This is a genomic window from Thermoleptolyngbya sp. PKUAC-SCTB121 (assembly GCF_016919485.1).
Lineage (GTDB): Bacteria > Cyanobacteriota > Cyanobacteriia > Elainellales > Elainellaceae > Thermoleptolyngbya > Thermoleptolyngbya sichuanensis.
This window is the reverse complement of record NZ_CP070366.1, coordinates 3395907-3422232: the sequence shown is the minus strand read 5'-3', so window position 1 is coordinate 3422232 and position 26326 is coordinate 3395907. Positions and strand designations below refer to the sequence as shown.

Sequence of the window (26326 nt, the reverse complement as noted above, 5' to 3'; positions counted from 1 at the left end):
ATTGATTCAGATATCGATTCAGAGTTGTCCAATTCGCTTCAGAACTTTGTAAGCATCATAAATTCCATTGACTCGGTTTCGGGTCGCAAACTGGTCAGACAACGCATACTGAGTCTGTTTTTCTTCAAGAGAATCTATACCGCCACGCCGGACAAGCTTCACAAACAAAAAAGCACCGCCTGTCGCAATCAATCCAAAGCACGACCTATCGGAATTGAGACTCGCCAGCATGTAGGTAAGAAGCTGCGCCAATCCTACCTCGGGCGCAAAAGAAAACTCTTTAGACTCGATGACCAGCGTCCAAAACTGTTCCTTCAGCAGTAAGACATCAATTTGTCCCTTCACGACTAAGCCGTCATCTTCTGCCGAAATCTCTACAGATTTCTCAGCCCGAATATGGAATGGGGGTAGATAAAAGCCAGCCAAAAAGAGCATGGGCCCAAGCACTGCCATCTGCACCGCTCTCTCCAAAAAGGGAGGACTTTCGAGCAGATTCAGACATCCTGCACGCAACCGATCTAGAAATTGCCGCTCAGATTCTGTGATTTCTGGTAAATCAACTCTCCATTCCCAGAAAAATGACTCATCCTCAACTAACGACAACCCAAAGTTGTGAGTCAGCGTTTGCAGGTCAGTTGCTCTAGCTTGGCGAGTTTGCACCATGACTCCATCAGGCTCCTAAACTACCCAACGCTGCCTTCGAGCTTTAGCGCCAAGAGGCGATCGGCCTCCACTGCAAATTCCATCGGCAGTTGGTTAAACACGTCCTTGCAGAAGCCGCTGATCATCATGGAGATGGCATCCTCAACGGAAATGCCGCGCTGCTGCAAGTAAAATAATTGGTCTTCGCCAATCTTGGACGTAGACGCTTCGTGTTCCACCCGTGCCGTGTTATTTTGCACTTGGATATAGGGGAAGGTGTTTGCGCCAGCAGTGTCGCCAATCAGCATCGAGTCACACTGGGAATAGTTGCGTGCGCCGTCTGCCTTGGGGCCAATCTTCACCAGCCCGCGATAGCTGTTCTTTGACTTGCCTGCGGAAATGCCCTTGGAAATAATCGTGCTGCGGGTGTTTTTGCCAACATGCACCATCTTGGTCCCCGTGTCGGCTTGCTGCATGTTGTTGGTCAGGGCAACGGAGTAGAACTCGCCCACGGAGTTATCGCCCACTAGCACGCAGCTTGGATATTTCCAGGTGATGGCAGACCCCGTTTCGACTTGCGTCCACGAGATCTTGGAATTCACGCCCTGACACAGGCCGCGCTTCGTCACAAAGTTATAGATGCCGCCCTTGCCGTTTTCGTCTCCGGCGTACCAGTTTTGCACGGTGGAATACTTGATTTCGGCATTGTCCAGTGCGACTAATTCCACCACAGCGGCATGGAGTTGGTTCGTATCGAACATCGGCGCGGTACAGCCTTCCAGATAGCTAACGTAGCTGCTTTCTTCTGCGACAATCAGCGTCCGCTCGAACTGTCCGGATTCACCATTGTTAATCCGGAAGTAGGTCGAAAGCTCCATCGGACAGTGAACGCCCTTGGGAATGTAGACGAACGATCCGTCGGAAAACACCGCTGAATTGAGCGCAGCAAAGTAATTGTCTGCAACCGGAACAACGCTGCCCAGATACTTCTGAATCAGATCCGGACACTCACGCATCGCTTCCGAGATAGAGCAGAAGATGACCCCCTCCTTCGCCAGCTTTTCGCGGAAGGTCGTGGCAACTGAAACGCTGTCGAAGATGGCATCCACCGCCACGTTGGACAGTCGCTTCTGCTCCGAAAGTGGAATGCCCAGCTTTTCAAAGGTTTCCAGCAGCGTCGGATCGACTTCTTCCAGGCTGTTGAGTTTTTTTGCCTGCTTGGGCGCGGAATAGTAGACGATGCTCTGATAGTCGATCGGCGGATATCCCACCGCAGCCCAGTTGGGTTCCTCCATTTTGAGCCACTGGCGATAGGCCTTGATGCGAAACTCCAGCATGAATTCTGGCTCGTTCTTTTTAGCAGAGATGAGCCGCACCACGTCTTCGCTTAGCCCACGCGGAATAGTGTCGGACTCAATCTCGGTGACAAAGCCGTATTTGTAGGGCTGATTTACAAGAGATTTGACAGAGGTAGACATTTTGAGGGTTAAGGGATTGGGGGTTTGGAGTTGAGGACTAGGCGCGAAGGGAAGGAATTGGGCACTGACTTAGATTCAGCTTGGAGGAGAGAACCAGTTGGAATAGGGAACCGCATAGGCCAAATGCATCTGTGATGAAATGCTTCTGCAATGGCTGCTCCGGTTCCCTAGACTTGACTTCTAATACTGGCTGGTAACTCCGCGGATTTCGTCGAGGCTAATTTCCTGCTTTTCGCCTGCAAAGTCGTTGTCGGGGGTGAGAAAGAGCATACAGTGACATTCTTTGCGTTCGCGCATGGGGACGCAGGGGCAGTTCCAATAGGCTGCGGCCGCTTCGGCTTCTTTATCTTCGTAGTGGCGGCAGGGGCAGAGGGGCGCGCCTAGGTCGTCTTTGTGCTTGGCGAGGCCTTCGATGACCACTGCCGTAACGCCTGGATCAACGCAAAAGTAGGTGCCAGTGCGCTTTGCGTAGCTTTCTGCGAAGCTCCGCATAAGTTCCAGATTCTTTTCCGAAGCCTGAGTTGGTTTTTCCATGAGTAGGGCGACAGCGCGAACGATTCATGCCTATAATTAAAACAACTTGAGAGTTGCTTTAATTCTATTGTAAGGGTACTTTAGCAACACTTCAGTTGTCAAAGTTAATTCTAAGGCGTTTTGACGCTTTTGAGGGACGATGACCGCAACTCAGCAACCGTCCACCAAGCAAGACATTCTGCATTACCTCGCTAAGCAGGGGCAGGTGAGCGCTCAGGCTTTGGCAGAGCATTTCGGAATCAGCCCCCAGGCGATACGCCGTCATCTAAAGGATTTGACGGATGAGGGTTTGGTGGAACACGAGGCTATGCAGGTAGGAATGGGTCGCCCCAACTATCTGTATAGGCTGAGTCGAGAGGGGCGCGATCGCCTGCCTGAGCGCTACGACGAGTTTGCCGTGTCCTTGCTGACGACTCTGGCGGAAACCGTCGGCCCCGACCAGATGGGGTCCATTCTTCGCAAGCAGTGGGAACAAAAAGCCCTGGAATATCGCAAGCAGGTCGGTGCGGGCACGCTGCAAGAGCGAGTCATGCGGCTGGTTGATCTGCGAAAAGCCGAAGGCTACATGGCCGAGTGGCACTTTGTTGAACCTGAAGACGGGGCAGAGCCGCAGTTCATTATTACGGAATATAACTGTGCTATTTCGCACATTGCTGAGTCGTTTCCTAGCGTGTGTGGTCATGAGCTAGAAATGTTTGAGATGGCGCTGGGAGACTGTCGCGTTCAGCGAACGCACTGGTTAGCCAATGGAGAACATCGCTGCGGCTACCTGATTCAGGCGCAGTAGCGCTCGGTTTCCGCAATGCATCTTTTCACAATGCATCTTTCCACAATGCATTGGTGATAATGCATCGGTGGTGATAATGCATCAATGGTTTTGATAGAGCAAACTGGCTGGGCGATCGCCCTTCTGCCTGTATGCCTCACGACGTGCTTTCCTGACTGTTGCAGGGTTGTTAAGCCTGACGCTTTGTGTAAAGAGTTGGGGCATAATGAACGAAACTCTTCCGAGGCAAAATCTCACTCGCCTTCGGTCTTGCCCAGGTCTGCATTGCCTACTCGTCTCCCCTCTTTCAACCACTCACCTTACTCATGATGCACTTTCGCTCGCTCAATGCCTCCTTGCTCCTGTCTGTGGCTTCTCTCCTGATCGGACTGGGAACACCAGCCTACGCCCAGAGCGCCACCCAACAAGGCAGGACGATGTATAACCCCATCCCTCTGCCTTCTAGCAACGAGGTGACGGACACCCTTTCGGACAAGGATATTCCGACTGGGTTTGGGGGCTTTGCCCGCGATTACGTTGTAACTTTTCAAAAGGGCGACCAAGTGGTGATGGATCTGCTCTCCGACGAATTCGATACCATCATTACGCTGATTGCGCCCGATGGCACCACCATTGGCGAAAATGATGACGGCCCCGATGGAACCACGAATTCGCTGCTGTTTATGCGGATTACTCAAGACGGCAATTACATTCTGCGGGTGCGTCCCTACGGCGGCCAGGGCAGTGGGCGGTTTACGCTAAAGGTGACTCGGCTACGCCCCATCTAGCCATGCTGGAGGTTAAAGACAGAGAAAATGGCGATCGCCCCTCAAAAGGGGTTGCCAAGATCTCTCAAAGTCTGTTAGCTTGATTAAGCGCTGAAGTTTTCCAAAGGCGTTTGGGTTGCTCCAAGCCTCTAGAAAGCTTTATCTGCCGGGATAGCTCAGTTGGTAGAGCAGAGGACTGAAAATCCTCGTGTCGGCGGTTCAAGTCCGCCTCCTGGCATTTTTTAGATTGCAAGTTTTTAGTTTCAAGAAACGGGTGCCTTTTGAGGGGCACCCGGCGCATCAGGAAGGTTTGATTACTGAAGTGGATTCTGTCCGCTGCTATTCTTGCGCCCACTCGAAGGCTTCGCGCTTGGCGTAGATATTGCGGACATGCTTTTTCACGGTGTCTACGGTGATGTGCAGATTGGCGGCGATCGCCTTATAGGTCCAGTTTAGATGGCGCAACAGCCAGACCTCTGCCTCACGTTCCGTCAGTCCATAGCGCTCTCGTTCGGCGATCGCCCGTTTGCGGGCAGACTGCATCCGGTCCTCGATCGTCACGCGCAGGCACGGCCGCTCTACTGATTCCAGCGAGATCCACTCCACCCGAACTCGCAAAGGATTGTTGTTGCTGGTGAGGATTTCGTCTTCTAGAATCACGGTCGTATCCTGGTGTAGCGCTCGGTTATTCACCAGCATTTGGCAAATGCGCCAGATCTGGTTAGGCAAGCGCATAGTTTTCAACCCATCAGACGATAACATTCGGCAAATTTCATGGGCTGAGCGATTGGCGTAGATGACCTCGCCGCGATCGCTCACAATCAGCACACCATCGATAAAGCTCTCGAAAATCGCTTGCAGTAAAAAGTTGCTGTTCATGGGGGCTTTCCAAAATACACTGCATTTGCCTCGGCGAATGAAAAAGTCAGTTTCCCTGATTCATAGGTTCCTGGCTGATTGCTCTGGCGGAGCTTTGGGGCAAAGCATAAACGTCAGAGTCATTCGTTGAGGTCGCAGCATTTTCTCGCTAGGTGAGCGCTATCTGAATCGCTCTACGTTTGGGCTTCGGAGTGCGATTGATGCATCCCACCGCTTCAAAAATGCTGTACCCCGATTGAAATCCACCGATCTTGTGTTCAGAAGTGGCACTGTGCCACTATCCAAACTGCTGCTCCGGATGGGGCGTGTGGATGATGGAAAATCATAGGTTGAGCGTTTAACTGAGCGCTTAACTAAGTTGCCACACGAGAGATTGGTTGCTGAAACAAACTGGAACTGTTCGGCGGTGTCGCGCACAGCACTGCGGATTGTACAGGTGCGATGGCACACCGCCGAAAACACCTTGCTCAGCGGTGCGCCATCGCGCCCCCTGAGAGAATCCTGAGGGCGATCGCAACGGCATCCAGGCAGACAATAGAGCAAGACGCAATCCGGACGCGAAATCATTCCAAATGCCGAGTTGATTGGGTAGAGCTATTGCAGTTATCGGCTCTGCTTCCAGGTTTTACGCAGTGATTTTTGGGGTTAGGCTGGGGTTAAGCTTCAGTGGGTGATTGGTCTGCAAAAGGGCGTAAAGCTCCAGATATGCCAGAGGCTTTTTACTCTTTCCTATCAGTGTTTCTGAGGGTCTACGAAAGGGGCGCATCCCAGTTGTGCAAGTTTGCCCTCATCCCCCAGCCCCTTCTCCCTTTTTGGGAGAAGGGGAGCCGAATTGTACGAAAGAAATTGCCAGAAGCCCCGCAGATGCATGACTGGCAATCCAAAATCCAAAATCGTTAGTGTCCCGATTTATTCGCCACCCTCACAATGACCAATCAAGAACAACCATGCTGTAAGGGTTTCAGCAGTTGCCAGATTGAGGTGGCGAAAAACTAAGGACACTAACCAAAATCTAAAATCCAAAATTGAGATCAGCCTGCTGCTTCCCAGGGTTCGATTTTGGCGCGGACGCTTTTCAGGTGTTTTTTCACGGTTTCCAGCGTGATGTAGCAGAGGTCGGCAATTTCCTGGCGGCTGTGGCCAGCGCGGTGCAGTTCCCAAATTTCTGTTTCGCGTCGGGTGAGACGAAAGCGACGGGCTTCGGCGCGGGCGGCTCGGCGGCGCAGGCTGTCCTGGTCTTCCAGAATCACCAGCAGATAAGGGCGATCGCCCTCAGCTAGGGTCATCCAGTGCGATCGCATCCGAATTTGCTGGCGCGGTTCCACGAAATATTCGCCATCTTGAACCGTGAGTTTGTCAACGTGGCCAGTCGTGACTAACTGGCACACTTGCCAGATATCAGTCGGTACTTGGAGGGGCGATCGCCGCTCAGACTGGGCCCGATGCCACAGCACCGTACAAATCTGTCGGGCGGCATCGTTTGCAACAATCAGCTCGGTTTCCGTTGCAATGAGAACACCGTCTAACAAGCTCTCAAAAAGCGAAATCGGGGGCGTAATGGGAGGCTTGGTGGGAGGCTTGGTGGGAGGCTTGGTGGGAAACATATTGGGGGTCATATTAGGGGGCATCATTTATGACTATCTGCCGAAAACTTTCAAATCACGGTGCTGGAAATAGCGCCAGACAGCACAACACCTCAACTTTCTGGGAAGCCCTTGATTGCAAATATGCAAGCAATTTTGAACCGACTGTCTGTGCTGTAGCGTTTAACAGGTGGCGCTGAATGGATGGATCTCAACTGCTAACAGATGAGACTCGAATTGAACGAAAACGACGAATTCAGGGGCTAGAGGCGATCGCATCGCAGGTCGTCAAATTGCACTCTACGCGCTACTCGATACGCGCTCTATAGGCTCTACAACCTACTGACCCAGTTGGCGCAAAGTCATCCGGGCGATCGCCCAGGTGAAACAGAGTCAGCATCGTACTACAGGGTATTACACTCTCACGATAGGCTATTCCGGATGCTCTGTCAATATCAATTCTTAGTATCAAGCTGGTGCAATGCCGCTGCAATGGGCGCGCTCCAGCTATTCTTCTTCTAGCAAAATCCGCACCCAGCGCGGCGGTTCCGGAATGGCGTTGCCCAGCCGCCCCAGCAAGAGCCAGGCCGCCAGGTGAATCGTGAACACATACACCAGATCGCTCAGCAAAAAGGCCCCCACCGTCAGCGCCTGCACCGCAGACAGATTAATCTGTCCCAGAGCCTCAACCCCCAACACGCCCCAGTCCACCAGCCGCGTCACCAGCCACTCCAGCAAATCGGCGATGCGCCGCGTCAAATAAACCCACAGGTCTTCGCCCACGAAGGCAGACGTTAGAGCGACTCGCGCAAACAGGCCTAGCGTCGCCAGCACTGCGCCAATGCTAATGGAAACCGGCCAACCTGCGCCCCGCCGCCACAAAAAGCCAAGCTGCACGCCCAGCAGTCCGTAGGGAATGATGAACAAGATGCTGAGAAATGGGCCCATTAGCACCGATAGCAGTAGCCCCGTCACCAGCAGCGACATCCAGGCGGCCCGCGCTCCCCAGCGCAAATACACCAGGGCGATCGGCAGCGGAAACACAATCCGCATCCAGGGCACAAGGCTGAGATAGTAGCTCACCAGCCACAGCAGCCCCGCCGTGCTAGACAAAAATGCCGTTTCCACCAGCTTAAGCGGAGCCGGAGCTACGTTTACCTGCACGGGCGAGGGATCAGAAGCGTCGGCGATCGCCCGTGCAGGTTCCTCGCCCATTGCCCGCAGTGCTGCGTCCCATTCGGCATCGCTGGACGAAGAGGGGCGATCAAAGGGTGAACGGGAGGGCGATCGCCCTGTTCCCTGCCACCCCTGGGCATCATCTTCTGCTGGCACGTCATCTTGCAAATGGCTCATCCCAGTTTCAAACCGCAGCTTTTCTACTATACTTGCCTGCCAGGTTTGTGACGTTCTTGCCACACTTGCTTCACATCGGTTCAAGCTGATACGTGATACTCACAAGCGTAGTATTCAAAAGCTTGGGATTCACAAGCACGTTATGAGCATGATGAGCCTTGTCCAGGCACTAATATACTTCGCACAGCAATTTCAGCCCTCACCCTTTTCTGGTGTGCCGAAGGCTTTTAAGCCCTCTCCCAGAGCGGGAGAGGGACTTCAACCCCATATCTAGCTCCCCTTATCCCCACTTGGGAGAAGGGGCTGGGGGATAAGGGCAGTAAGTTTGCTGTCTCAGGTATGTCAGTGCCCTTGTCCAGCCCTAGAACTCAGATGTCAAGATGCCAATCTAGTTGTTGTTGTCGTTTTGTAGCAATCCATCCAGCCCTTCCAAAATACCGATAACTGATCCCAGAGGATTCAGCACACGTCCCACCATCTGTAGAAAGCTCGTGTCCTGTCGCTTGGGGACGATGACGACATCCCCGTCTTGAATCTCGTTGGCATCGCTGAGATTACGGAGATCAATCACTCGTCGCTCGATAACCCCCTGCTCGTTCATGCGGATAAAGGCGACGCGGCTGAGACGGGCATCTTCTGTCGGGCCTCCGGCGATCGCCACAGCGCTAGACACCGAACTACCGGGCGGCACCTGCACTTCACCCGGCTTGGTCACTTCGCCCACCACGCGCACCCGCACCGTCGCAGGCGAGAAGCTAGAGCGGGCTAACAATCGACGATCCAAAATTTCGCCCTGACCCAGCGGGGGAATGTAAATGCTGTCGCCATCTTGAATCAACAGGTCGGCAGAGGCGTTGTCACTGCTGATCGCATCCCACAGGTTAATCGTGTAGGACTGATTGCCACCGTTGGGGCCAACGCGACGCAGATAGACTTGGCGAATATCGGCATTGCGCGTGATGCCACCTGCCGAGATCAGCGCGGCGCTGAGTGTGGGCGTGCCTTGCAGGTCTGTTCCTCGCACCGGCCCAGGACGCATCACTTCGCCAGCAACGTTGACCACGATCGGGCGCGGAGTTAGCACGGTCACTGTGGTTGCTGGATTGACCAAGATTGCCCGCAGCCGCTCGGTTAGGTCTTGCTTGAATTGCTCTGTAGTCTTACCCGCTGCCTGAATTGGCCCAATCAGCGGCAGGGTGATGGTGCCGTCTGGCAGGATCGAAGTAGTCAGGGTGTATTCGTCATACCCATAGACGGCAATGCTCAGTTCATCGCCCGTGCCGAGAATGTAGGCAGGTTGCAGCAGCGGAGAGGCAGCGCTGACGGCGGTTACATTCGACACATTCTGCCCGGTCACCGTTTGGGCGGGCGTAAGGCTGGGCGAGGCGATCAGGATCGCTGCCGAGGTGACAGCCGAGTAGCCGATGCGCTTGACAATTTTCCAGGTCAGCATGGGTTGATAGAGGATAAAAAGGACGAAAAAGCTGGCGATCGCCCCCAGCCCGCCAGGGTGCAGGAGATCCAGTTCGGCAATCCAGCAAGACTTTCAGTGGTATCTCTAGTATTGCGATCGCGCCCTTATGCTGGCTAGACCATTCAGTAAAGTTTCGGTGAGGGTTGACCGGAATTTTACGGGTTTCCAAGTCAAGATTACGTAAAGTCCTGAATTAGCTCCGTCTGGCTGAGCAATGCCTCCGCTGCTTCCGCATCGATCGCCTTGCTAAACAAAAATCCTTGACCGCATTCGCAGTTCATCTCTTTCAGGCGGGTCACCTGTTCGGGATCTTCCACCCCCTCAGCGGTAACATCCAGCCCGAGGCTATGGGCCAGGTTGATAATCGTGCGGACGATGGCAGCGCTGTCCTTATCGGTATGCATCTTGGTGATAAAGGAGCGGTCGATTTTCAGCGTGTTGATGGGAAAACGGTAGAGGTAGCTGAGGGAGGAATAGCCCGTGCCAAAGTCGTCGATAGCAAGCTGGATGCCGAGCGATCGCAGTTGATAGAGCATATCGATGACGGCTCGACCGTTTTCCATAATCGTGCCTTCCGTAATTTCCAGCTTCAGGCTGGAGGCATCTAGCCCCGTTTCGTAGAGGATGCCCTGGATTTGCTGGGTCAGGTCGGGCAGGGAAAACTGGCGGCTGGAGAGGTTGACGTTGATCGTCAGCGGCGGCAGGTCGGGAAACTGCATCTGCCAGCGGTTCATCTGGCGGCAGGCCTGGCGCAAAATCCACCAGCCTAGGGGGATAATCTGCCCGGTTTCCTCTGCCATTGGAATGAATTTTCCCGGCGACAAAAATCCCGTGCTGGGGTGATACCAGCGGATCAGTGCCTCGAAGCCCACAATGCGCCGAGTGTCGAGTTGCACCAGCGGCTGATAGTGCAAAAATAGCTCCGGTTCTGGGTTGTCTGCGCCGATCATGGCGTAGCGCTCTTCCTGGGCAATCGCCCGCCGCAGATCATTTTCTAGCTTGAGCCGGGCCAACATGCGGTTGTGCATGGCCGGGTCAAAGACTTGGTGGCGAGCCTTGCCGCTGGCCTTGGCGCGATGCAGCGCTGTGTCGGCATCTTGCAGCATATGCTCCGCCTGGGTATAGCGGGCAGAGCTAATGGCAATGCCGATACTGATGGTAATGTAAACCTCTTGGTCGCCAACGTTGAATGGCCGGGCCAAGATTTGCTGAAGCTGCTCGGCAGTGCGGGTGGCTTCGCGCTCGTCTTCAATGTTGGGCAGCAGGATAGCAAACTCATCCCCCGGCAGCCGAGACACCACAGCTTCGCTGGGCAAAAAACCCTTCAGGCGATGCGCCGTGGCAATCAAAAGCTGGTCGCCAACGCTGTTCCCCAGGCTGTTGTTGACCACCTGAAACCGATCCAGGTCAATCAGCAAGACAGCATGAAAACAGAGCGGATATTCCTGGGAAAAGGCGATCGCCTGCCGCAGTCGATCCAAGAAAAAGGCCCGGTTGGGCAGCCCAGTCAAGTCGTCGTAGTAGGCGTTGTGCCAAAGCTGGTCTTCGGCCTCTTTGCGCTGGGTGATGTCGCTTTGGGAGCCCGCCATCCGATAGGCTGTGCCGTCCCGATGCTTGATAGCCACACCCCGCGTCAGCATCCAGCGATAGCTGCCCTCGCGATGAATCATGCGATGCTCATGCTCGAAATGGGCCGTGTGCCCGTCGAGATGCTCTTGGAGGGCGGCCTTGAGCGAATCTAGGTCATCGGGATGCACCCGCTCGTACCATTCCTCAAGGCGATCGCCCACCTCCGACTCCTCCCAGCCCAGCATTTCCTTCCAGCGCGGGGAATAGTAAACCTGATTAGTCATCAGGTTCCAGTCCCACAGACCCTCGTTCGACCCCTGCACTGCCAGGGCATAGCGTTCCTCACTCTGGCGCAGCAGCAGGTTGGTTCGCGACTGTTCCCGCAGCGCCACCGCCGCCCCCGTCAGCGTCACCAGCAGCACAGGCATCGCTACCGGAATCCAATACTGGTAATGAAACAACAGCACCGACAGCCCCAGCCAGCCCAAACACAGCCCCAGCCACGCCATCAGCCGCCGCTCAAACGACCACCCCATCAGCCCAAAGCTCAGCACCGGCCCGCCCAAGAGCAGCAGCAGCAATCCCTGCCAGCCGTTGCCCAGCCGTCGCAGGTCATTCTGCTGAAGCAGGTTGCTAATCGCAGCCGCTTGCAGGTACATATCGCTGACCGGAACAGTCCGGTCAAACGGCGTTTGCAGCGAGTTCATGGGGGAGGTAGTAATGCCCACCAGCACAATCTTGTCTCGGAAAAACTGGAGCGGCACCTGCCCCCGCACCACATCTGCGTAGGAGTAGTGAGTCAATTCGCGGGCAGCGGCGGGCCAGTTGATCCAGAGTTCCTGGTTGGGATTTTCCACAACAATGCGCTCTCCCAGCGGGCGCAGGTGGAGATTGGCCGCCACGAGCGACAGCGCTGGCACCCCATAGCGTCGCAGGCGAATCTGGCGCACCAATCCATCCAGGTCTTCCCGCGAAAAGACGTGTCCGATATCAACTGCAACGGCTCGTAGGGGCAAAGAGGGCACGATCGCCGAGTCGGTATCAGTCCAGGACTGGCCCAACACAACTTTTCCAGATTCTCCCATCGCCGCCACCAGAGCCATGTCCTGGGGGTCATTTTCCGACAAGAGCGGGTTGAGGACGATGACGCTGGGTTGGGCGGGGCTAAGCTGGTTAATTAGGTCTGCGTAGCGATCGCGCGTCCAAACGGCTTGCCCAATGCTCCGCTGGCTTTCTTCATCAATTTCGACCACGACGATATCCCTGCTCCAGGGAATGGGCCCACGCAGCGAGAAGAGGGCGTTGTATCCCAAATGTTCTAGAGACTGCACTAGGCCCAGATGAATCAGCCCCAGCACCAGCAGTCCCGCTAATACTCCCGGCAAAATCCGATCCCAAACCGTCTTCACCAGCGGCAAGCGCTGAATCGCGAACGGCAGTTTTGCGGGCGGCTTTAACCAATGGAGCATGATAGGGGCGTGTATCCAGCGACTATAGGCATTCTTGGAAATTTCGTAGCAGCATTTTGGGGCGGTTTTTCTGGCGGCTTTTGGAAGTCGTTTTAGAAGTCGTTTCAGACAGCTTTTCCTTTGGTGAACGTTTGAGTTCTCAGTTCGAGACGTTGCCAAGAGGACGTTGCCAAGAGAATGTTACGCCAACTTTAACGCTTTACCTTTAACGCTTTACCGCCTGACGGCTAAGGCGAGATGCCCTGGCGCAAACTGCCTCGCTTCTGGAGAGTCGTTCGCCTGGGCCGAGCGTGTTCCAACACGACTCGAAAAGGGGTTAGGCTGCTGACATCGTGAGATGACATTGTGAAACGGGTGAAACAACGCAGTAGATTGCGCTGGGTGGCACCTGTCTAGCAACGAATTGGGCAAAATAGCCAGTTGAGTCAGCAGGGTTGCAGGCGAAGAAAAGTGGGTGAAAGGGGTGATGCAGGTAGACGACAGAGCAATTTGGCGAGATGTCCTCGTTGGGGGCAGGGTGGGGCGCTGCAAAGACCTTGAGGCATCGTTTCTTGGAGACATTGTTTCACAAACCAGAACCCCACTTCAGCGATCCGGCAGATCGCGCTGGACTGAAGATGTAGTCAGAATTACAGGGCAATCCCCGTGATAACCATAGCATCAACCGCAAAGGGGAGAGCCGCATCTCCAGCAGTGACACTTTGGGCGATCGCCCTGAGCTGCACCCCTGGCCACATCCTTTGCAGACTCCAGTCACCTGCTGGTTTTAGACTTGTCCCTACGTTGGTCAGGACTCGTCTATCCAGCCGTTTTAACGCTAGCCCCGCGCCAGCAACCCCTGTGCCTTTACCTGTGCCTTTACCTAAGTGGGTCATCATACTGCATGGTCGTGAACTTTCCCTGAAGGCTTTCACCCTGTCTTTACCCTCCTAGTGCTCATCCTTCTGGTGCAAGCCAGCAGGGTTCTAAAGCCTGCACGCAGCACGGTATCTTGTCGGGAATGGCAGAATTGGGAAATAGGATGGAGTGCAACGCTTGAACGGGACTGTTGATGACGCACTTTGATTACGCACTTTAGGTCACGCACTTTGGTCACGCAATTATGATTTCGCCGTTCGATTTAAGCCATTGCGCTGAACAATTTCAGCCTTAATGAGGGGCGATCGCGCTGGTGATAGAAGCCGCCTTGGGGCCGTGATGCTAGAGGGAGCCATTCCAGAGGGAGCCATTCCAGAGGGAGCAATATTGGATGATTGTCCGTCTGACTGCTCGTCTGGTCTTTGGGTAGGCAAACCCCTGCTCGTTCAATAGCAGCACCCCGATCAATGCTCACCCGGCTCTGGTGATCCCTGTTTCCTGAATTGCTGAGAAAGCCTGTCCAGATCCGGTTGAAGTTGGGCAAATCCACAATTTCTCCGAAACACTGGAACCGTTCGATGAAATAGCCGATACAATTGTTTCCCATCCTAGACCTACCCTACGTTCCCAGGCAAAACCCGTGGATGTTTCTTCTGCCCCATTTCAGCTCGATTTAAATCAAGTATTCCCATTTGAGCTGGATGCCTTTCAACGGGAGGCGATCGCCGCCCTAGATGCCGGAAAATCTGTGGTGGTCTGTGCGCCGACGGGTTCGGGCAAAACGCTGATCGGGGAATACGCCATTATTCGAGCGCTGAAGCAGAACGAAGAACTAGCCGCTCAAGGCGGCAGACTGTGCCCCCGGCGCGTGTTCTACACCACCCCGCTCAAAGCCCTGTCAAACCAGAAATTGCGCGATTTCCGCGATCGCTTTGGGGAGCAAAATATTGGCTTGCTCACGGGCGATGTATCGATCAACCGCGACGCGCCAATTCTGGTGATGACAACCGAAATCTTTCGCAACATGCTCTACGGCACGCCCATCGGTGAAGTAGGCACATCGCTGGAGGGTGTAGATGCGGTCGTGCTGGACGAGTGCCACTACATGAACGATCGCCAGCGGGGCACGGTCTGGGAAGAATCCATCATCTATTGCCCCAGAGAGGTGCAGTTGGTGGCGCTATCTGCCACCGTCGCCAACAGCGACCAACTCACCGACTGGATCGACCGGGTTCACGGCCCCACCACGCTGATCTACTCGGACTTTCGCCCTGTGCCCCTAGAGTTTTACTTTGGGTCGCCCAAGGGTCTGTTTCCCCTGCTCAATGAAGAAAAAACCGCCGTCAACCCTCGCTTCAAGAAAAAACGCGGCAAACAGCCCAGGGTACGGCAAGAGCCAACCAAAATTTCTTTTTTGGTTAGCCAGCTTCAGCAGCGCGATATGCTACCAGCCATTTACTTCATCTTTAGCCGCCGGGGCTGCGACCAGGCAGTGCAGGAAATCGAAACCCTGTCGCTGGTGAATGAGGCTGAACAAGCTCAGCTAAAAACCTTCATCGACCTGTTTCTGGAGCGCAACCCAGAGGCCGTCCGCGCCAGCCAGATCGAGCCGCTGTATCGAGGCATCGCGGCACACCACGCAGGCATTCTCCCGGCTTGGAAGGTGCTCGTGGAGGAACTGTTTCAGCGGGGGCTGATCAAGGTTGTGTTTGCGACCGAAACGCTGGCTGCCGGAATCAACATGCCTGCCCGCACCACAGTCATTTCCAGCTTGTCAAAGCGGACGGATCGGGGGCATCGCCTGCTAACGGCCTCAGAATTTTTGCAGATGGCGGGGCGGGCCGGGCGGCGCGGCATGGACGACCGGGGCTATGTGGTGACGGTGCAAACGCCGTTTGAAGGAGCTACGGAGGCGGCGTATCTGGCGACGCAGGGCGCAGATCCACTGGTGAGCCAGTTTACCCCCAGCTACGGCATGGTGCTGAATCTGCTGCAAACGCACTCGGAGGAGGAGGCGCGGGATCTGATCGAGCGCAGCTTTGGGCAGTATCTATCTACGCTGTATCTGCGGCCGCAGCAATTGGCAATCGCCGATTTAGAAGCCGAGGTCGAGCAGCAGCAGGCCCAGATCGCCCATGTCGATGCCGAAATTCTCAACAGCTACGAAAAGCTGCACGACCGGATCAAAGAAGAGCGCCGCATTTTGAAATATCTCCAGCAGCAGGCGCAAGAGTTGCAAGTGAAGGACATGCACGCGGCGCTGCCGTTTGCGATCGCCGGAAGTATTCTCTCACTCAAAGGGAAATACGTACCCGTTGCCAAGCCCTTGCCTGCGGTGCTGGTGGCTAAGGCACAGGGGGGTGGGCAGTTGCCCTATTTTGTTTGCCTGGGGCAAGACAACCGCTGGCGCGTGGTGACGGCGAACGACGTGGTGGGCCTTCATGCCGAACTGCCCCGCATGGCGCAGGTGGATCATTTAACCGTGCCGCCAGAATTGCCGCCAAAGCCTGGTCAGGTTCGCTCTGGCTCAGAAGAATCGGCGGCGATCGCCCAGCAGATTCCCCCCATCCCCGCCCCGACCGAGCAGGCTCCCGAAGTGGTCGAGCAGCAGGCAAAGGTGCGGGAGCTAGACCTAGAGCTACAGCGACACCCGGCGCGTCAGTTTGGCAATCCGGGACACATTTTGAAGCGGCGCAAGCAGGTCGAGCGGCTGCTGGAGGAACTGGGCGATCGCCGCGCCAAGCTAGAGCGCCACACCCACCGCTACTGGCAGGAATTTGTCAACCTGATGGAAATCTTGCGGCGGTTTGGCTGTCTGGATGGCGTGGTGCCAACGGAATTGGGACAAATTGCCGCCGCCATCCGGGGCGATAATGAACTGTGGCTGGGGCTGGCGATGGCATCGGGTGAACTAGACGACCTCGATCCCCATGAACTGGTGACCGTCTGCGCGGCGCTGACGACGGAGGTGTCTCGCCCTGATGTGTGGACAAGCTATCAGGTGTCTGCCAGGGTAGAGTCGGCGCTGGAAGGACTCCGCAGCACGCGCCGCCAGTTGTTCAAGCTCCAGCACCAGTATCAGGTGGCGCTGCCTGTGTGGATGGAATATGACTTTATTCCGCTGGTGGAGCAGTGGGCGCTGGGGGTGGAATGGCCGGAACTGTGCGCCAATACTAGCCTGGATGAGGGCGATATCGTCCGCGTGCTGCGGCGGACGCTGGATTTTATGTCGCAACTTCCCCATGTGCCGTACCTGCCGTCTAGCTTGCGGGATAATGCTCGACGGGCGATCGCCCTGATTGATCGCTTCCCGGTGAATGAGGGAATTGAGTAAAGGCGCTAGCTTCTGATTCCTGCTGTATGAGAAGTTTTGGCTTCGAGCCAACAGCCTTGGGGGATATCCCCCAAACCCCCTTTTGCAGGGGACGAAGCGTCCCCCAAGTCTGTTGGTTTGGACGAGGCAATGTTTCCCCAGGACTGTTGGCTCAGACATAGCTAATGCGAACTGTTACCATCGGTGAATTTTTTTAACTGGAGATCCTCCGTAGATTATGGTCAGGTTAATCTGAAGCTAATGCAGTTGGGATCAGTCATTCTCTACTCATTTAATCTCAAATTAAGCTCAACTCAGATCAGGTCATATCTGGTCGTATCTCTGGTCATATCTAAGGATTCCTGCCTTAATCCACCTGCGAAATACCAGCAAAGTCTTTGGAGTCGGTTCAGTTGACATGGGGCGATCGCCCTCATGCTTCTCTACACAAGCATGAGTCGTTTTATACCGCTTCTTAATACATGAAGTGCCGTTTGAAAAACCTGTGGGAACGGTTGATTCTTGATCATCTCTGATTCAAATCATCGAGATTCAAATCATCGAGAGATTGATCAAGACTAGAGCGCTTCAGATGACCGAGTAAAACGCCCGGCCCGTCGTTTCAAACCTTCTTAACCGCATCGGCAGAAATCCTCTGGTTTCAACTGCTTGAACCCGACCAGGGTGAGTCATCAAGCTGAAATATCAGGAGGAATTTTCTATGTCTGAAACTGTTAGCACAAATGCAGAAAGCCGTACTAGAACCGTGGCGATCGTGGGGCCCTATCTCAGCGGCAAAACGACGCTTCTGGAAAGCTTGCTGTTTGTCACTGGAGCCATTTCCCGCAAGGGCAGCGTGAATGATAAAAACACGGTCGGGGATGCATCACCCGAAGCCCGCGATCGCCAGATGACCGTTGAAATTAATGCCGCCAGCACTCAGCAGGGCGGCATTTTGTTTACCTTTCTCGATAGCCCTGGCTCGGTGGAATTTGCTCAGGAAACCTGCAACGCGCTGATGGGCGTAGATGCCGCCGTGGTAGTCTGCGAGCCAGATCAGGCGCGAGTGCTGACGCTGGCTCCGCTGTTCCAATTCCTCGACGACTGGGAAATCCCCCACCTAGTCTTTATCAACAAGATGGATCGAGCCAACGACAGCTTTGCCGACATCCTGAACGCGCTGAAGCAGGTGTCGAGCCGACCTTTGGTGCTGCATCAATATCCCATCGGTCAGGGCGAAACCTTGCAGGGCTTTATCGACTTGGTGACGGAGCAGGCGTATCACTATCATCCGGGTGCGCCCGCCGATCCGGTGCCGCTGCCGGAGGCACTACGTGAAGCTGAACACGCCGCCCGTGTTGAAATGCTAGAAACGCTGGCTGATTTTGACGATCACCTGCTGGAGGAACTGCTGGAAGAAATTGAGCCGCCAGAAGAGGAAATTATCACCGATTTGAAAATGGAACTGGGCGCAGACCTGATTGTGCCCGTGTTCATCGGCGTGGCCGAGAAAGATTTTGGCGTGCGGCCGCTGCTGGCAGCGCTGTTGCGGGAGTGTCCTGAACCCAGCGTCATGGCAGAACATCGCGGCATCCCTGCGGGCAACGAGCCGCTGGCCCAGGTGCTAAAGACCTACTACACGCCCCAGGGCGGCAAGCTGTCGCTGGTGCGCGTCTGGCGCGGAATGCTGACGGACGGCATGACCCTGAACGGCGTGCGGATGGGCGGCATGTATCGCCTGATGGGGCAGCAGCAGCAGAGCGTGCAGCGGGCCTATGCGGGCTGCGTGGTGGCGCTGGCGCGGATGGAAGGGGTGAAAACGGGTGATACGCTGAGCGCTAATGGGGTCGCGGTCGATGCATTGCCCAAGGCAGAGGCGATCGCCCCGGTGTATGCCCTCGCCCTCACCGCCGAAAACCGCAACGACGAAGTGAAGCTGAGCAGCGCCCTGACGAAACTGCTGGAAGAAGACCCATCGCTCTATTGGGAGCAGCACGGCGACACGCGGGAAGTGATCCTCTGGGGCCAAGGCGACATTCACCTGAAGGTGGCGCTTGATCGCCTGCGCCGCAAATACAGCCTGCCCATGAGTACGCACCTGCCGCAAATTCCCTACAAGGAAACGATCCGCCGCCCCGGTAAGAATGTCCACGGACGCTACAAACACCAGACCGGTGGACACGGTCAGTTTGGCGATGTGTATATCGACATCCAGCCGCTGGCGCGGGGTGAGGGCTTCCAGTTTAGCGAAACAATTGTGGGCGGCGTAGTGCCCCGGCAGTACATCCCCGGCGTGGAAATTGGCGTGCGGGAATACCTCGCCCACGGGCCGCTGGGCTTCCCGGTGGTGGATGTGGCAGTGACGCTGACGAACGGCTCTTACCACAGCGTCGATAGCTCAGAGCAGGCATTTAAGCAGGCGGCGCGGTTGGCCATGCAGGAGGGACTGCCCAAATGCGAACCGCAGTTGCTAGAGCCGATTTTGGCGATCGCCATTTCCATTCCCAGCGAGTTCACTTCCAAGGTGCTGCGGCTGGTGAGCGGGCGGCGCGGTCAAGTACTGGGCTACGATGCCAAGAGCAACTGGCGCGGCTGGGATGAGGTGTCGGCTTACCTGCCCCAGGCGGAAATGCATGATCTAATTGTCGAATTGCGATCGCTCACAATGGGGGTCGGCTTCTTCCGCTGGCAGTTCGACCACCTGCAAGAAGTGCCCGATAAAGTTGCTGAGCGCGTCCTTGCCCGCAGCAATGGTGGCTAAGACTTCGGTCGAACCAGTACTTTAGATCCCCCCAAATCCCCCTTGGCAAGGGGGACTTTTTTGTGGCTTACTGCACCACGAAATTTACCAGCTTGCCCGGTACGACAACCACTTTTTTGATGGTCTTGCCCTCGATATAGCGCTGGGCCAGTTCGGACTCTGTGGCCAGTTGTTCTAGCGTTTGGGCATCGGCTCCCGCAGGCACCTGAATGGTGCCCCGCGTCTTGCCCATAATCTGAATCACCAGCGGAATCTCATCCACCACCAGCGCTTCTGGATCGGCCACAGGCCAGGCGTGATGATGCACTGAGTCGGCATGTCCCAGCAGGTGCCACAGTTCCTCAGCAATGTGTGGCGCAAAGGGAGCCAGCAGCGCCAGCAGCGTTTCAATTCCTTCGGCGTAAACTGGAGACTCCTTGCAGGGAGCATCATTCAGCGCATTGCTCAGCTTCATTAGCTCCGACACTGCCGTATTAAACTGATAGTCGCCCTCTAGGTCTTCGGTGATTTCCTTAATTGCTGTATGAATCGCCCGCCGCAGATCCTTTTCGGGCTTGGTCAGTTCGCCAGAACCTTGCGGCTTCGCCCCTGATGCCTGGAATTCCGTAACCAAGCGCCAGACCCGGTTCAAAAAGCGGAACTGCCCCTCTACATCGGCATCGTCCCATTCCAGATCCTTCTCTGGCGGTGCTTTGAACAAAATGAACATGCGGGCGGTGTCTGCGCCGTATTTCTCCAGCACGTCCTTCGGGTCGATGCCGTTGTATTTCGACTTCGACATTTTCTCGAAGACGACCTCCAGCCTGTCGCCCGTGGCAGGATCGCGGGGATCAGACAGGTCGGCAATATCCGCCGGAGCGATGTATTTGCCCGTCACCGGGTTCTTGTAGGCGGCCGCCTGCACCATACCCTGGGTCAGCAGGCGCTTGAAGGGTTCGTCGAAGTTGAGCAAGTGGCGATCGCGCAGCACTTTGGTAAAGAATCGCGAATACAGCAGGTGCAAAATCGCGTGTTCAATGCCGCCGACGTATTGATCCACCGGCATCCAGTCGTTCGTCTTGGCCGGGTCAAAGGCAGCGCTTTCATTTCGCGCATCAGGATAGCGCAGGAAATACCACGACGAACAGATAAACGTGTCCATCGTGTCGGTTTCGCGCTTGGCGGGTTCGCCGCAACTAGGGCAGGGCACATTCACCCAGTTCTCTAGCTTCGCCAGGGGCGACGGCCCCCGCCCCGAAAACTCCACCTGTTCTGGCAGCGTCACGGGAAGCTGGTCATCGGGAACGGGCACTGTGCCGCAACTGGGGCAATGCACCACCGGAATCGGGCAGCCCCAATAGCGCTGACGAGAAATCAGCCAGTCCCGCAGGCGATAGTTAGCCGTGCCCTTGCCTTTGCCGTTGGCTTCTAGCCATTTCACGGCGGCTTCCACGCTCTGCCCAGCGCCTTTGCCCGCCGGGATGCCGTCCAGTGGCCCAGAATGAACCATCACGCCCTCGCCTGCATGAGCCACGGTCATCGTGTCGCCATCCAGTGTCTCGCCTTCCGGCTGCACCACAACCTTCACCTTTAGCCCAAACTTGCGGGCAAACTCAAAGTCGCGCTGGTCGTGCGCGGGCACCGCCATAATCGCGCCCGTGCCGTAGCCCATCAGCACATAGTCAGCAATCCAGACGGGAATCTGCTCACCGTTTACCGGGTTAATCGCGTAGCTGCCCGTCCACACGCCCGTTTTCTCGCGATCTTCCGCCGTGCGATCGATTTCGCTCTTGTCAGCGGCCTCGGCTTTGTAGGCGGCGACGGCGGCAGACTGGGCTGGGGTTGTTAGCTTGTCCACCAGCGGATGCTCCGGCGACAGCACCATAAAGGTCGCCCCCCACAGCGTGTCGGGGCGCGTCGTATAAACCGTCAGGTCGTCGCCTGCTTCGGTTTTGAAGACGACCTCTGCGCCCGTAGACTTGCCGATCCAGTTTTCCTGCATCAGGCGGACGCGCTCGGGCCAGCCGTCGAGCTGGTTCAGGTCTTGCAGCAGTTGTTCAGCGTAGTCGGTGATTTTCAAAAACCACTGCTTCAGCAAACGCCGCTCCACCTTTGCGCCCGATCGCCAGGATTTGCCCTCGCTATCGACCTGCTCGTTCGCTAGCACAGTCTGGTCGATGGGGTCCCAGTTCACCGCTGCTTCTTTCTGGTAGGCCAGCCCTGCCTGGAAAAATTGCAGAAAAATCCACTGCGTCCATTTGTAATAATCGGGCGAGCAGGTGGTGACTTCGCGGTCCCAGTCGTAGGACAGGCCCAGCCGCTTGAGCTGGGCGCGCATCTGGGCGACGTTCTGATAGGTCCACTTGGCAGGCGCAATGCCCCGATCGATCGCCGCATTTTCCGCAGGCAGTCCAAACGCATCCCAACCCATCGGGTGTAGCACGCGATAGCCGCGCATTCGCTGCACGCGGGCGATCACGTCGGTAATTGTGTAGTTGCGGACGTGGCCCATGTGCAGATTGCCCGACGGATAGGGAAACATGGACAGCGCGTAAAACTTGGGCTTGCTAGGGTCTTCCAGCGTTTGGTCTAGCCCTTGCGCGTCCCACGCAGTTTGCCACTTTTCCTCAATCTCGGCGGGGTTGTATCGGGACTCCACGAACGCAACTCCTTGTATGTCTTGGTTTGCAGGGATGGGGAACGGAAAGTACCCTCCATTTTAAGCCTTAAACGCAGCCTGGGACGGGCGGAATTGTGGGGCAGCGACCCAGAAGGCGATCGCCCCTGATCAGCGCCCTCTCCCCTCTGCACAGCCCTGATGCTTCATTGGCTAGCGAGATCGCCCTCTTTCCTGACCCTGCACAACCTAGTGCTAGGCAAACTGATGCACAAACTCCCGCTGTGCCGCCACCGACAGCGCCCCCGATCGCACGGCCTGTACCGTGGCGATCGCCGCTTCTGGGCCGTGACCTAGCTTTACCAGACATTATGTTGGTTCCTGGGTTGGTTTCATAGCGGGTTCTGCGGCAAATTCCGAATACATCGAGGGTCGGGTAGCGTCGCTTTTTCCGGTTCACGGGGAAACCAGAACGCTGTGCGCTTGCAAACTTCCACCAGCATTAGCATGACGGGCACTTCGATCAGCACGCCCACCACGGTCGCCAGCGCCGCGCCAGAGTTGAGGCCGAAGAGCGTGACGGCCGTGGCGATCGCCACTTCAAAATGGTTACTCGCACCGATCATCGCTGCCGGAGCCGCGTCTTCGTAAGAGAGGCCCAGTTTTTGGGCTGCCCCGTAGGAAATCAGAAAAATAAAGTTCGTCTGCACAAACAGCGGCACTGCAATCAGCAAAATATGCAGCGGATTTTGCACGATCAAGTCGCCCTTGAAGGCAAACAGCAGCACCAGCGTCGTCAGCAGCGCTACCACTGCCACCGGGCTGAGATAACGCAAAAACACGCGCTCAAACCAGACCTTGCCCTTGTTTCGCAAGATCCAGGTGCGCGAAATGGCTCCTGCCAACAGCGGCAGCCCCACGTAAACCAGCACCGACAGCACAATCGTTTCCCACGGAACCGAGAGATTGTTTGCCGCCAACAGCCAGCGGCCCAGCGGTGCGTAGAGAAACAGCATGACCAGAGAATTGACCGCTACCATTACCAGCGTCAAACCCTGATTGCCAAAGGACAGGTAACCCCACATCAGCACCATCGCCGTGCAGGGCGCAATGCCCAGCAAAATTGTTCCCGCAATGTAGGAGTTTGCCAGCGAGATTTCACTGCCCCGGATCACTTCTGTTCCAGTAATCAGCGGACGGAACAGGTATCCCAAAAAGAATTGGGCAAAGGCGACCATTGTGAACGGCTTGATGAACCAGTTCACCACCAGCGTTAGCAGCACCGGGCGCGGCGTTCGAGCGGCCCGCTTTGCCTGCGAAAAATCAATTTTTACCATGATGGGATACATCATGAAGAACAGGCAAATGGCAATTGGAACGGACACCTGATAAACACTCATGCGGTCGAGGGCGATCGCCACATTGGGAAACAGGCGGCCCAGCGCAATACCCCCCAGAATGCACAGAAACACCCACAGCGTCAGGTAGCGCTCAAAGATGCTAAGACGATTGCCAGCTCGAACCGAACTGGCAGAAGAGGAGGACTTTTCAAATGACATAGACCACCACGATATCTGGAACGCCAGAAAGACTATAAAAAGGTTAGAGAAAGGTTGAAAACGCGCAGGAGCAGTGAATTCGCGCTAAAAACCAGCAAAACCTCTATTCTAAAGCCTTTATTCTAGGACGTGCTTTAAAGCCCTTTTGATCCCCCCTAGCCCCCCTTAAAAAAGGGGGGAACCGAGCCGAATCACTCCGGAGATCCCCCTTAATAAGGGGGATTTAGGGAGATCGACTCAAGGCAATCAACGACCTAGAAAGTTTTAAGACACTGCCTAGCGATGAGACAGAGCTAATCTCCATCGCCGCCTTTCCAGGCTACAGACGGCATCGGCTTGGGGTCGGGCAGGCGCAACTCAATGAGCCAGGCCGCCAACACAAACAGGCTCGACACCCAAAGACAGCCCACCAGCCCAAAAAGCTGATAGATCAAACCCGATAGCACCGTTCCCGCTAGTCGCCCCGCCGAGTTTGCCATGTAGTAAAACCCAACATTCAGCGCTACCTTGTCATCATCGGTGAACGCCAACACGAGATAGGAATGAACGGCTGAATTGAACGCAAAGATGATGCCAAAGAGCATCAGTCCCACTACAATCACCGCATCAGGGGGAAGATTAGTGGTCAGACCGAGGGCGATCGCCGCTGGAACGGCCGTCAGAATCAGCGTCCAAAACTGAATCGTCACGGCGCGGGGCGGCTGTCCACCATTAAAGCGACGCAACAGAGTCGGCGCGAGGAATTGAATAATCCCATAGCCGATCACCCAGCAAGCCAGGAAGCCGCCCGCCTGAAAGAACGACCAACCCAGCACGCTCCGCAGGAAGACCGGAAGCCCCACGACAAACCACACGTCACGCGAACCGAACAGGAAAAACCGCGCTAGTGACAGGATATTAATTTCCCGACTCTTGGAAAAAAGCTGCGTAAATTTGACCTTGGACTTGATTTTGCCCATGCCGCTGGGCAGGAAAAAGCCCGTCAGCAGGATCAGCGCCAGACCCGCCGCCATGATCCAGAGCGATCGCTCAAACCCAAACAGCGACAGCAGCGCCGCCCCCAGGAAAAAGCCCACACCCTTCAGCGCGTTTTTGGAACCCGTTAGCACTGCCACCCATTTGAACAGCGACGACTGCGCCTCCTGCGGCACGACTAGCCGAATCGCGCTCTTGGAACTCATCTTGGTCAGGTCTTTGGCGATTCCCGAAAACGCCTGCGACACCATCACATACAGCACTGCAAACCACTGCGCCCAGTCGCGGTTCAAGAACGACAGCATCAGCAGCGCCAGAACCTGCAACGCAATGCCTGCATACAGCGTCACCTTTAGACCCAGTTGCGACCCAATCCAGCCGCCCAAAAAGTTGGTGACAATGCCGAAGATTTCGTAAAACAGGAACAGAAACGCAATTTCCAGCGGCGTATAGCCAATTTCGTTGAAATACAGCAGCACCAGCATCCGCAGCGCCCCGTCTGTCAGCGTAAAGCCCCAATAGGCCAAGGTGACAAGAGCGTAGTTTTTGACGTTGGCAGCTTGGGTAGCAGTCATAAAGCGTTTGAGGTAGTGGGGTTTGGGGATGGGCCGTGAGGCTGCTGTATTTCGCTGCTGTATTTTACGGCTGTATTTTACTGACGATGGGTTCAGGACACTTCCTCATGCCCGCAAGACGGCCACCTTCTTCGCCAGTTCCGCCATCCGGTTCGCATACCCCCACTCGTTGTCGTACCACGCCAGAATTTTTACCTGCGTGTCGTCGATGACCATTGTGGAGAGCGCGTCGATGATGCTGGAGCGGGGATCGTCTTTGTAGTCAATGGAGACGAGGGGGCGCTCTTCGTAGCCGAGGATGCCGTTCAGCGGGGCAGTTTCGGAAGCAGTTTTGAGCAGTTGGTTCACCTCTTGGATCGTTGTGGGGCGGGCGACTTCAAATACGCAGTCGGTGAGGGAGGCATTGAGCAGGGGGACGCGGACGGCGAGGCCGTTGAGCTTGCCTTTGAGTTCGGGATAGATGAGGGCGATCGCCGTTGCAGAACCCGTCGTCGTGGGGATCAGCGACATCCCCGTGGCGCGGGCGCGGCGCAGGTCTTTGTGGGGCGCGTCTACGATTGTCTGCGTGTTGGTGTGGTCGTGGACAGTGGTAATCACACCGTGCCTGATCCCAATGCCTTCGTGAATCACCTTTACCACGGGAGCCAGGCAGTTCGTAGTGCAAGAAGCCGCCGTTAGCAGGTGATGCTCAGCAGGGTTGTAGAGGTGATCATTCACGCCCATCACCACATTCAGCGCCCCCGTTTTCACCGGAGCCGCCACAATCACCTTCTGCACACCGCGTTTGAAATACGGCTCCAGCGTTTCCACCGTGCGAAACTTGCCCGACGCTTCTAGCACCAGGTCTACACCATACTCTTCCCAGGGCACCTCGCTAGGGCTGCTGTGTTCGCTAAAGCTAAGGGACTGGTCGTTAATGCGAATACGGTCATCTCTTTCCGCCACCACCTCATGCCCCCAGCGCCCATGCACCGAGTCGAACTTCAGCAGATGCGCCGCGCAGTCTGCCCCGCCTTTGACCTCGTTGATGTGGACAAACTCCAGTTCGGGCCAGTCCCAGGCTGCCCGCAACGCCAGTCGTCCAATTCGGCCAAAGCCATTGATGCCAACTTTAATGGAAGAAGCTTGTGTAGCGGTCATGCGGGGTTAGGAGAGTGGGAGATTGCAGAGTAAAG

The 26326-nt window shown here is 55.8% G+C and carries 17 protein-coding genes and 1 tRNA gene; 6 read left to right on the top strand and 12 right to left on the bottom strand.

Annotated features, from left to right (window positions below):
• Window positions 1-18: 18 nt before the first annotated feature.
• From JTM80_RS14115 to JTM80_RS14105, 3 genes are all read right to left on the bottom strand, one after another.
• Window positions 19-663, bottom strand: a complete 645-nt coding sequence (locus JTM80_RS14115; protein WP_205369643.1) for a restriction endonuclease subunit R — start codon at window positions 661-663, stop codon at window positions 19-21.
• 20 nt (window positions 664-683) lie between these two features.
• Complete coding sequence (gene sufB / locus JTM80_RS14110) at window positions 684-2120, bottom strand: Fe-S cluster assembly protein SufB (protein ID WP_205369642.1); 1437 nt, start codon at window positions 2118-2120, stop codon at window positions 684-686.
• A 180-nt stretch (window positions 2121-2300) separates the two neighbouring features.
• A complete protein-coding gene (locus JTM80_RS14105) occupies window positions 2301-2654 on the bottom strand; it encodes a ferredoxin-thioredoxin reductase catalytic domain-containing protein (protein ID WP_205369641.1) in 354 nt (117 codons plus the stop codon).
• 139 nt (window positions 2655-2793) lie between these two features.
• On the opposite strand from JTM80_RS14105, the gene sufR reads away from it, so the two are divergent.
• The 3 genes from sufR (at window position 2794) to JTM80_RS14090 (ending at window position 4425) form a co-directional block, all read left to right on the top strand.
• Complete coding sequence (sufR, locus tag JTM80_RS14100) at window positions 2794-3441, top strand: iron-sulfur cluster biosynthesis transcriptional regulator SufR (RefSeq protein WP_172355613.1); 648 nt, start codon at window positions 2794-2796, stop codon at window positions 3439-3441.
• Window positions 3442-3746: 305 nt separating this feature from the next.
• Window positions 3747-4208 (top strand): PPC domain-containing protein, encoded by a 462-nt coding sequence (locus JTM80_RS14095; RefSeq protein WP_225906634.1) that lies wholly within the window; start codon window positions 3747-3749, stop codon window positions 4206-4208.
• A 144-nt stretch (window positions 4209-4352) separates the two neighbouring features.
• Window positions 4353-4425: transfer RNA gene (locus tag JTM80_RS14090), tRNA-Phe, on the top strand.
• Between the two features lie 101 nt (window positions 4426-4526).
• Here the strand turns inward: JTM80_RS14090 and JTM80_RS14085 are convergent.
• The 5 genes from JTM80_RS14085 to JTM80_RS14065 form a co-directional block, all read right to left on the bottom strand.
• Window positions 4527-5066, bottom strand: coding sequence for a helix-turn-helix transcriptional regulator (locus JTM80_RS14085; RefSeq protein WP_172355615.1), 540 nt, complete (start codon window positions 5064-5066; stop codon window positions 4527-4529).
• A 1031-nt stretch (window positions 5067-6097) separates the two neighbouring features.
• Window positions 6098-6697 (bottom strand): LuxR C-terminal-related transcriptional regulator, encoded by a 600-nt coding sequence (locus JTM80_RS14080; protein ID WP_205369640.1) that lies wholly within the window; start codon window positions 6695-6697, stop codon window positions 6098-6100.
• A gap of 459 nt (window positions 6698-7156) precedes the next feature.
• Window positions 7157-8002: a DUF2232 domain-containing protein gene (locus JTM80_RS14075; protein ID WP_225906633.1), complete on the bottom strand. Its 846-nt coding sequence runs from the start codon at window positions 8000-8002 to the stop codon at window positions 7157-7159.
• A 388-nt stretch (window positions 8003-8390) separates the two neighbouring features.
• Window positions 8391-9455 (bottom strand): polysaccharide biosynthesis/export family protein, encoded by a 1065-nt coding sequence (locus tag JTM80_RS14070; protein ID WP_172355619.1) that lies wholly within the window; start codon window positions 9453-9455, stop codon window positions 8391-8393.
• A gap of 197 nt (window positions 9456-9652) precedes the next feature.
• A complete protein-coding gene (locus tag JTM80_RS14065; protein WP_172355621.1) occupies window positions 9653-12514 on the bottom strand; it encodes an EAL domain-containing protein in 2862 nt (953 codons plus the stop codon).
• A 1498-nt stretch (window positions 12515-14012) separates the two neighbouring features.
• On the opposite strand from JTM80_RS14065, the gene JTM80_RS14060 reads away from it, so the two are divergent.
• Both JTM80_RS14060 and JTM80_RS14055 read left to right on the top strand, forming a co-directional pair.
• Entirely contained in the window at window positions 14013-16706 is a 2694-nt protein-coding gene (locus tag JTM80_RS14060) for an RNA helicase (RefSeq protein ID WP_172355623.1), read from the top strand.
• 700 nt (window positions 16707-17406) lie between these two features.
• Window positions 17407-19446 carry an elongation factor G gene (locus JTM80_RS14055; RefSeq protein ID WP_172355625.1) on the top strand — a complete coding sequence of 680 codons (2040 nt, stop codon included), beginning with the start codon at window positions 17407-17409 and terminating at the stop codon, window positions 19444-19446.
• Between the two features lie 67 nt (window positions 19447-19513).
• On the opposite strand, the gene leuS is transcribed toward JTM80_RS14055, so the two are convergent.
• Entirely contained in the window at window positions 19514-22084 is a 2571-nt protein-coding gene (leuS, locus tag JTM80_RS14050) for a leucine--tRNA ligase (protein ID WP_172355627.1), read from the bottom strand.
• A gap of 159 nt (window positions 22085-22243) precedes the next feature.
• Between leuS and JTM80_RS14045 the strand changes: the two genes are divergently transcribed.
• Window positions 22244-22399 carry a hypothetical protein gene (locus tag JTM80_RS14045; protein WP_205369639.1) on the top strand — a complete coding sequence of 52 codons (156 nt, stop codon included), beginning with the start codon at window positions 22244-22246 and terminating at the stop codon, window positions 22397-22399.
• Window positions 22400-22434: 35 nt separating this feature from the next.
• Here the strand turns inward: JTM80_RS14045 and arsB are convergent, their stop codons facing one another.
• The 3 genes from arsB to JTM80_RS14030 all read right to left on the bottom strand — a co-directional run bounded on the left by arsB (window position 22435) and on the right by JTM80_RS14030 (window position 26291).
• Window positions 22435-23601, bottom strand: coding sequence for an ACR3 family arsenite efflux transporter (gene arsB / locus JTM80_RS14040; RefSeq protein WP_205369638.1), 1167 nt, complete (start codon window positions 23599-23601; stop codon window positions 22435-22437).
• Between the two features lie 293 nt (window positions 23602-23894).
• The gene (gene arsJ / locus JTM80_RS14035) at window positions 23895-25151 is read right to left on the bottom strand and encodes an organoarsenical effux MFS transporter ArsJ (protein ID WP_172355631.1); all 1257 of its coding nucleotides are present in this window, start codon (window positions 25149-25151) and stop codon (window positions 23895-23897) included.
• Between the two features lie 105 nt (window positions 25152-25256).
• Window positions 25257-26291 (bottom strand): ArsJ-associated glyceraldehyde-3-phosphate dehydrogenase, encoded by a 1035-nt coding sequence (locus JTM80_RS14030; protein ID WP_172355633.1) that lies wholly within the window; start codon window positions 26289-26291, stop codon window positions 25257-25259.
• Between the last annotated feature and the right edge of the window lie 35 nt (window positions 26292-26326).

Coding starts and splice junctions, on each gene's coding strand:
- JTM80_RS14115 (WP_205369643.1), bottom strand. CDS start 663: ATGGTGCAAACTCGCCAAGCTAGAGCAACTGACCTGCAAACGCTGACT.
- sufB (WP_205369642.1), bottom strand. CDS start 2,120: ATGTCTACCTCTGTCAAATCTCTTGTAAATCAGCCCTACAAATACGGC.
- JTM80_RS14105 (WP_205369641.1), bottom strand. CDS start 2,654: ATGGAAAAACCAACTCAGGCTTCGGAAAAGAATCTGGAACTTATGCGG.
- sufR (WP_172355613.1), top strand. CDS start 2,794: ATGACCGCAACTCAGCAACCGTCCACCAAGCAAGACATTCTGCATTAC.
- JTM80_RS14095 (WP_225906634.1), top strand. CDS start 3,747: ATGATGCACTTTCGCTCGCTCAATGCCTCCTTGCTCCTGTCTGTGGCT.
- JTM80_RS14085 (WP_172355615.1), bottom strand. CDS start 5,066: ATGAACAGCAACTTTTTACTGCAAGCGATTTTCGAGAGCTTTATCGAT.
- JTM80_RS14080 (WP_205369640.1), bottom strand. CDS start 6,697: ATGATGCCCCCTAATATGACCCCCAATATGTTTCCCACCAAGCCTCCC.
- JTM80_RS14075 (WP_225906633.1), bottom strand. CDS start 8,002: ATGAGCCATTTGCAAGATGACGTGCCAGCAGAAGATGATGCCCAGGGG.
- JTM80_RS14070 (WP_172355619.1), bottom strand. CDS start 9,455: ATGCTGACCTGGAAAATTGTCAAGCGCATCGGCTACTCGGCTGTCACC.
- JTM80_RS14065 (WP_172355621.1), bottom strand. CDS start 12,514: ATGCTCCATTGGTTAAAGCCGCCCGCAAAACTGCCGTTCGCGATTCAG.
- JTM80_RS14055 (WP_172355625.1), top strand. CDS start 17,407: ATGTCTGAAACTGTTAGCACAAATGCAGAAAGCCGTACTAGAACCGTG.
- JTM80_RS14045 (WP_205369639.1), top strand. CDS start 22,244: ATGCTTCATTGGCTAGCGAGATCGCCCTCTTTCCTGACCCTGCACAAC.
- arsB (WP_205369638.1), bottom strand. CDS start 23,601: ATGTCATTTGAAAAGTCCTCCTCTTCTGCCAGTTCGGTTCGAGCTGGC.
- arsJ (WP_172355631.1), bottom strand. CDS start 25,151: ATGACTGCTACCCAAGCTGCCAACGTCAAAAACTACGCTCTTGTCACC.
- JTM80_RS14030 (WP_172355633.1), bottom strand. CDS start 26,291: ATGACCGCTACACAAGCTTCTTCCATTAAAGTTGGCATCAATGGCTTT.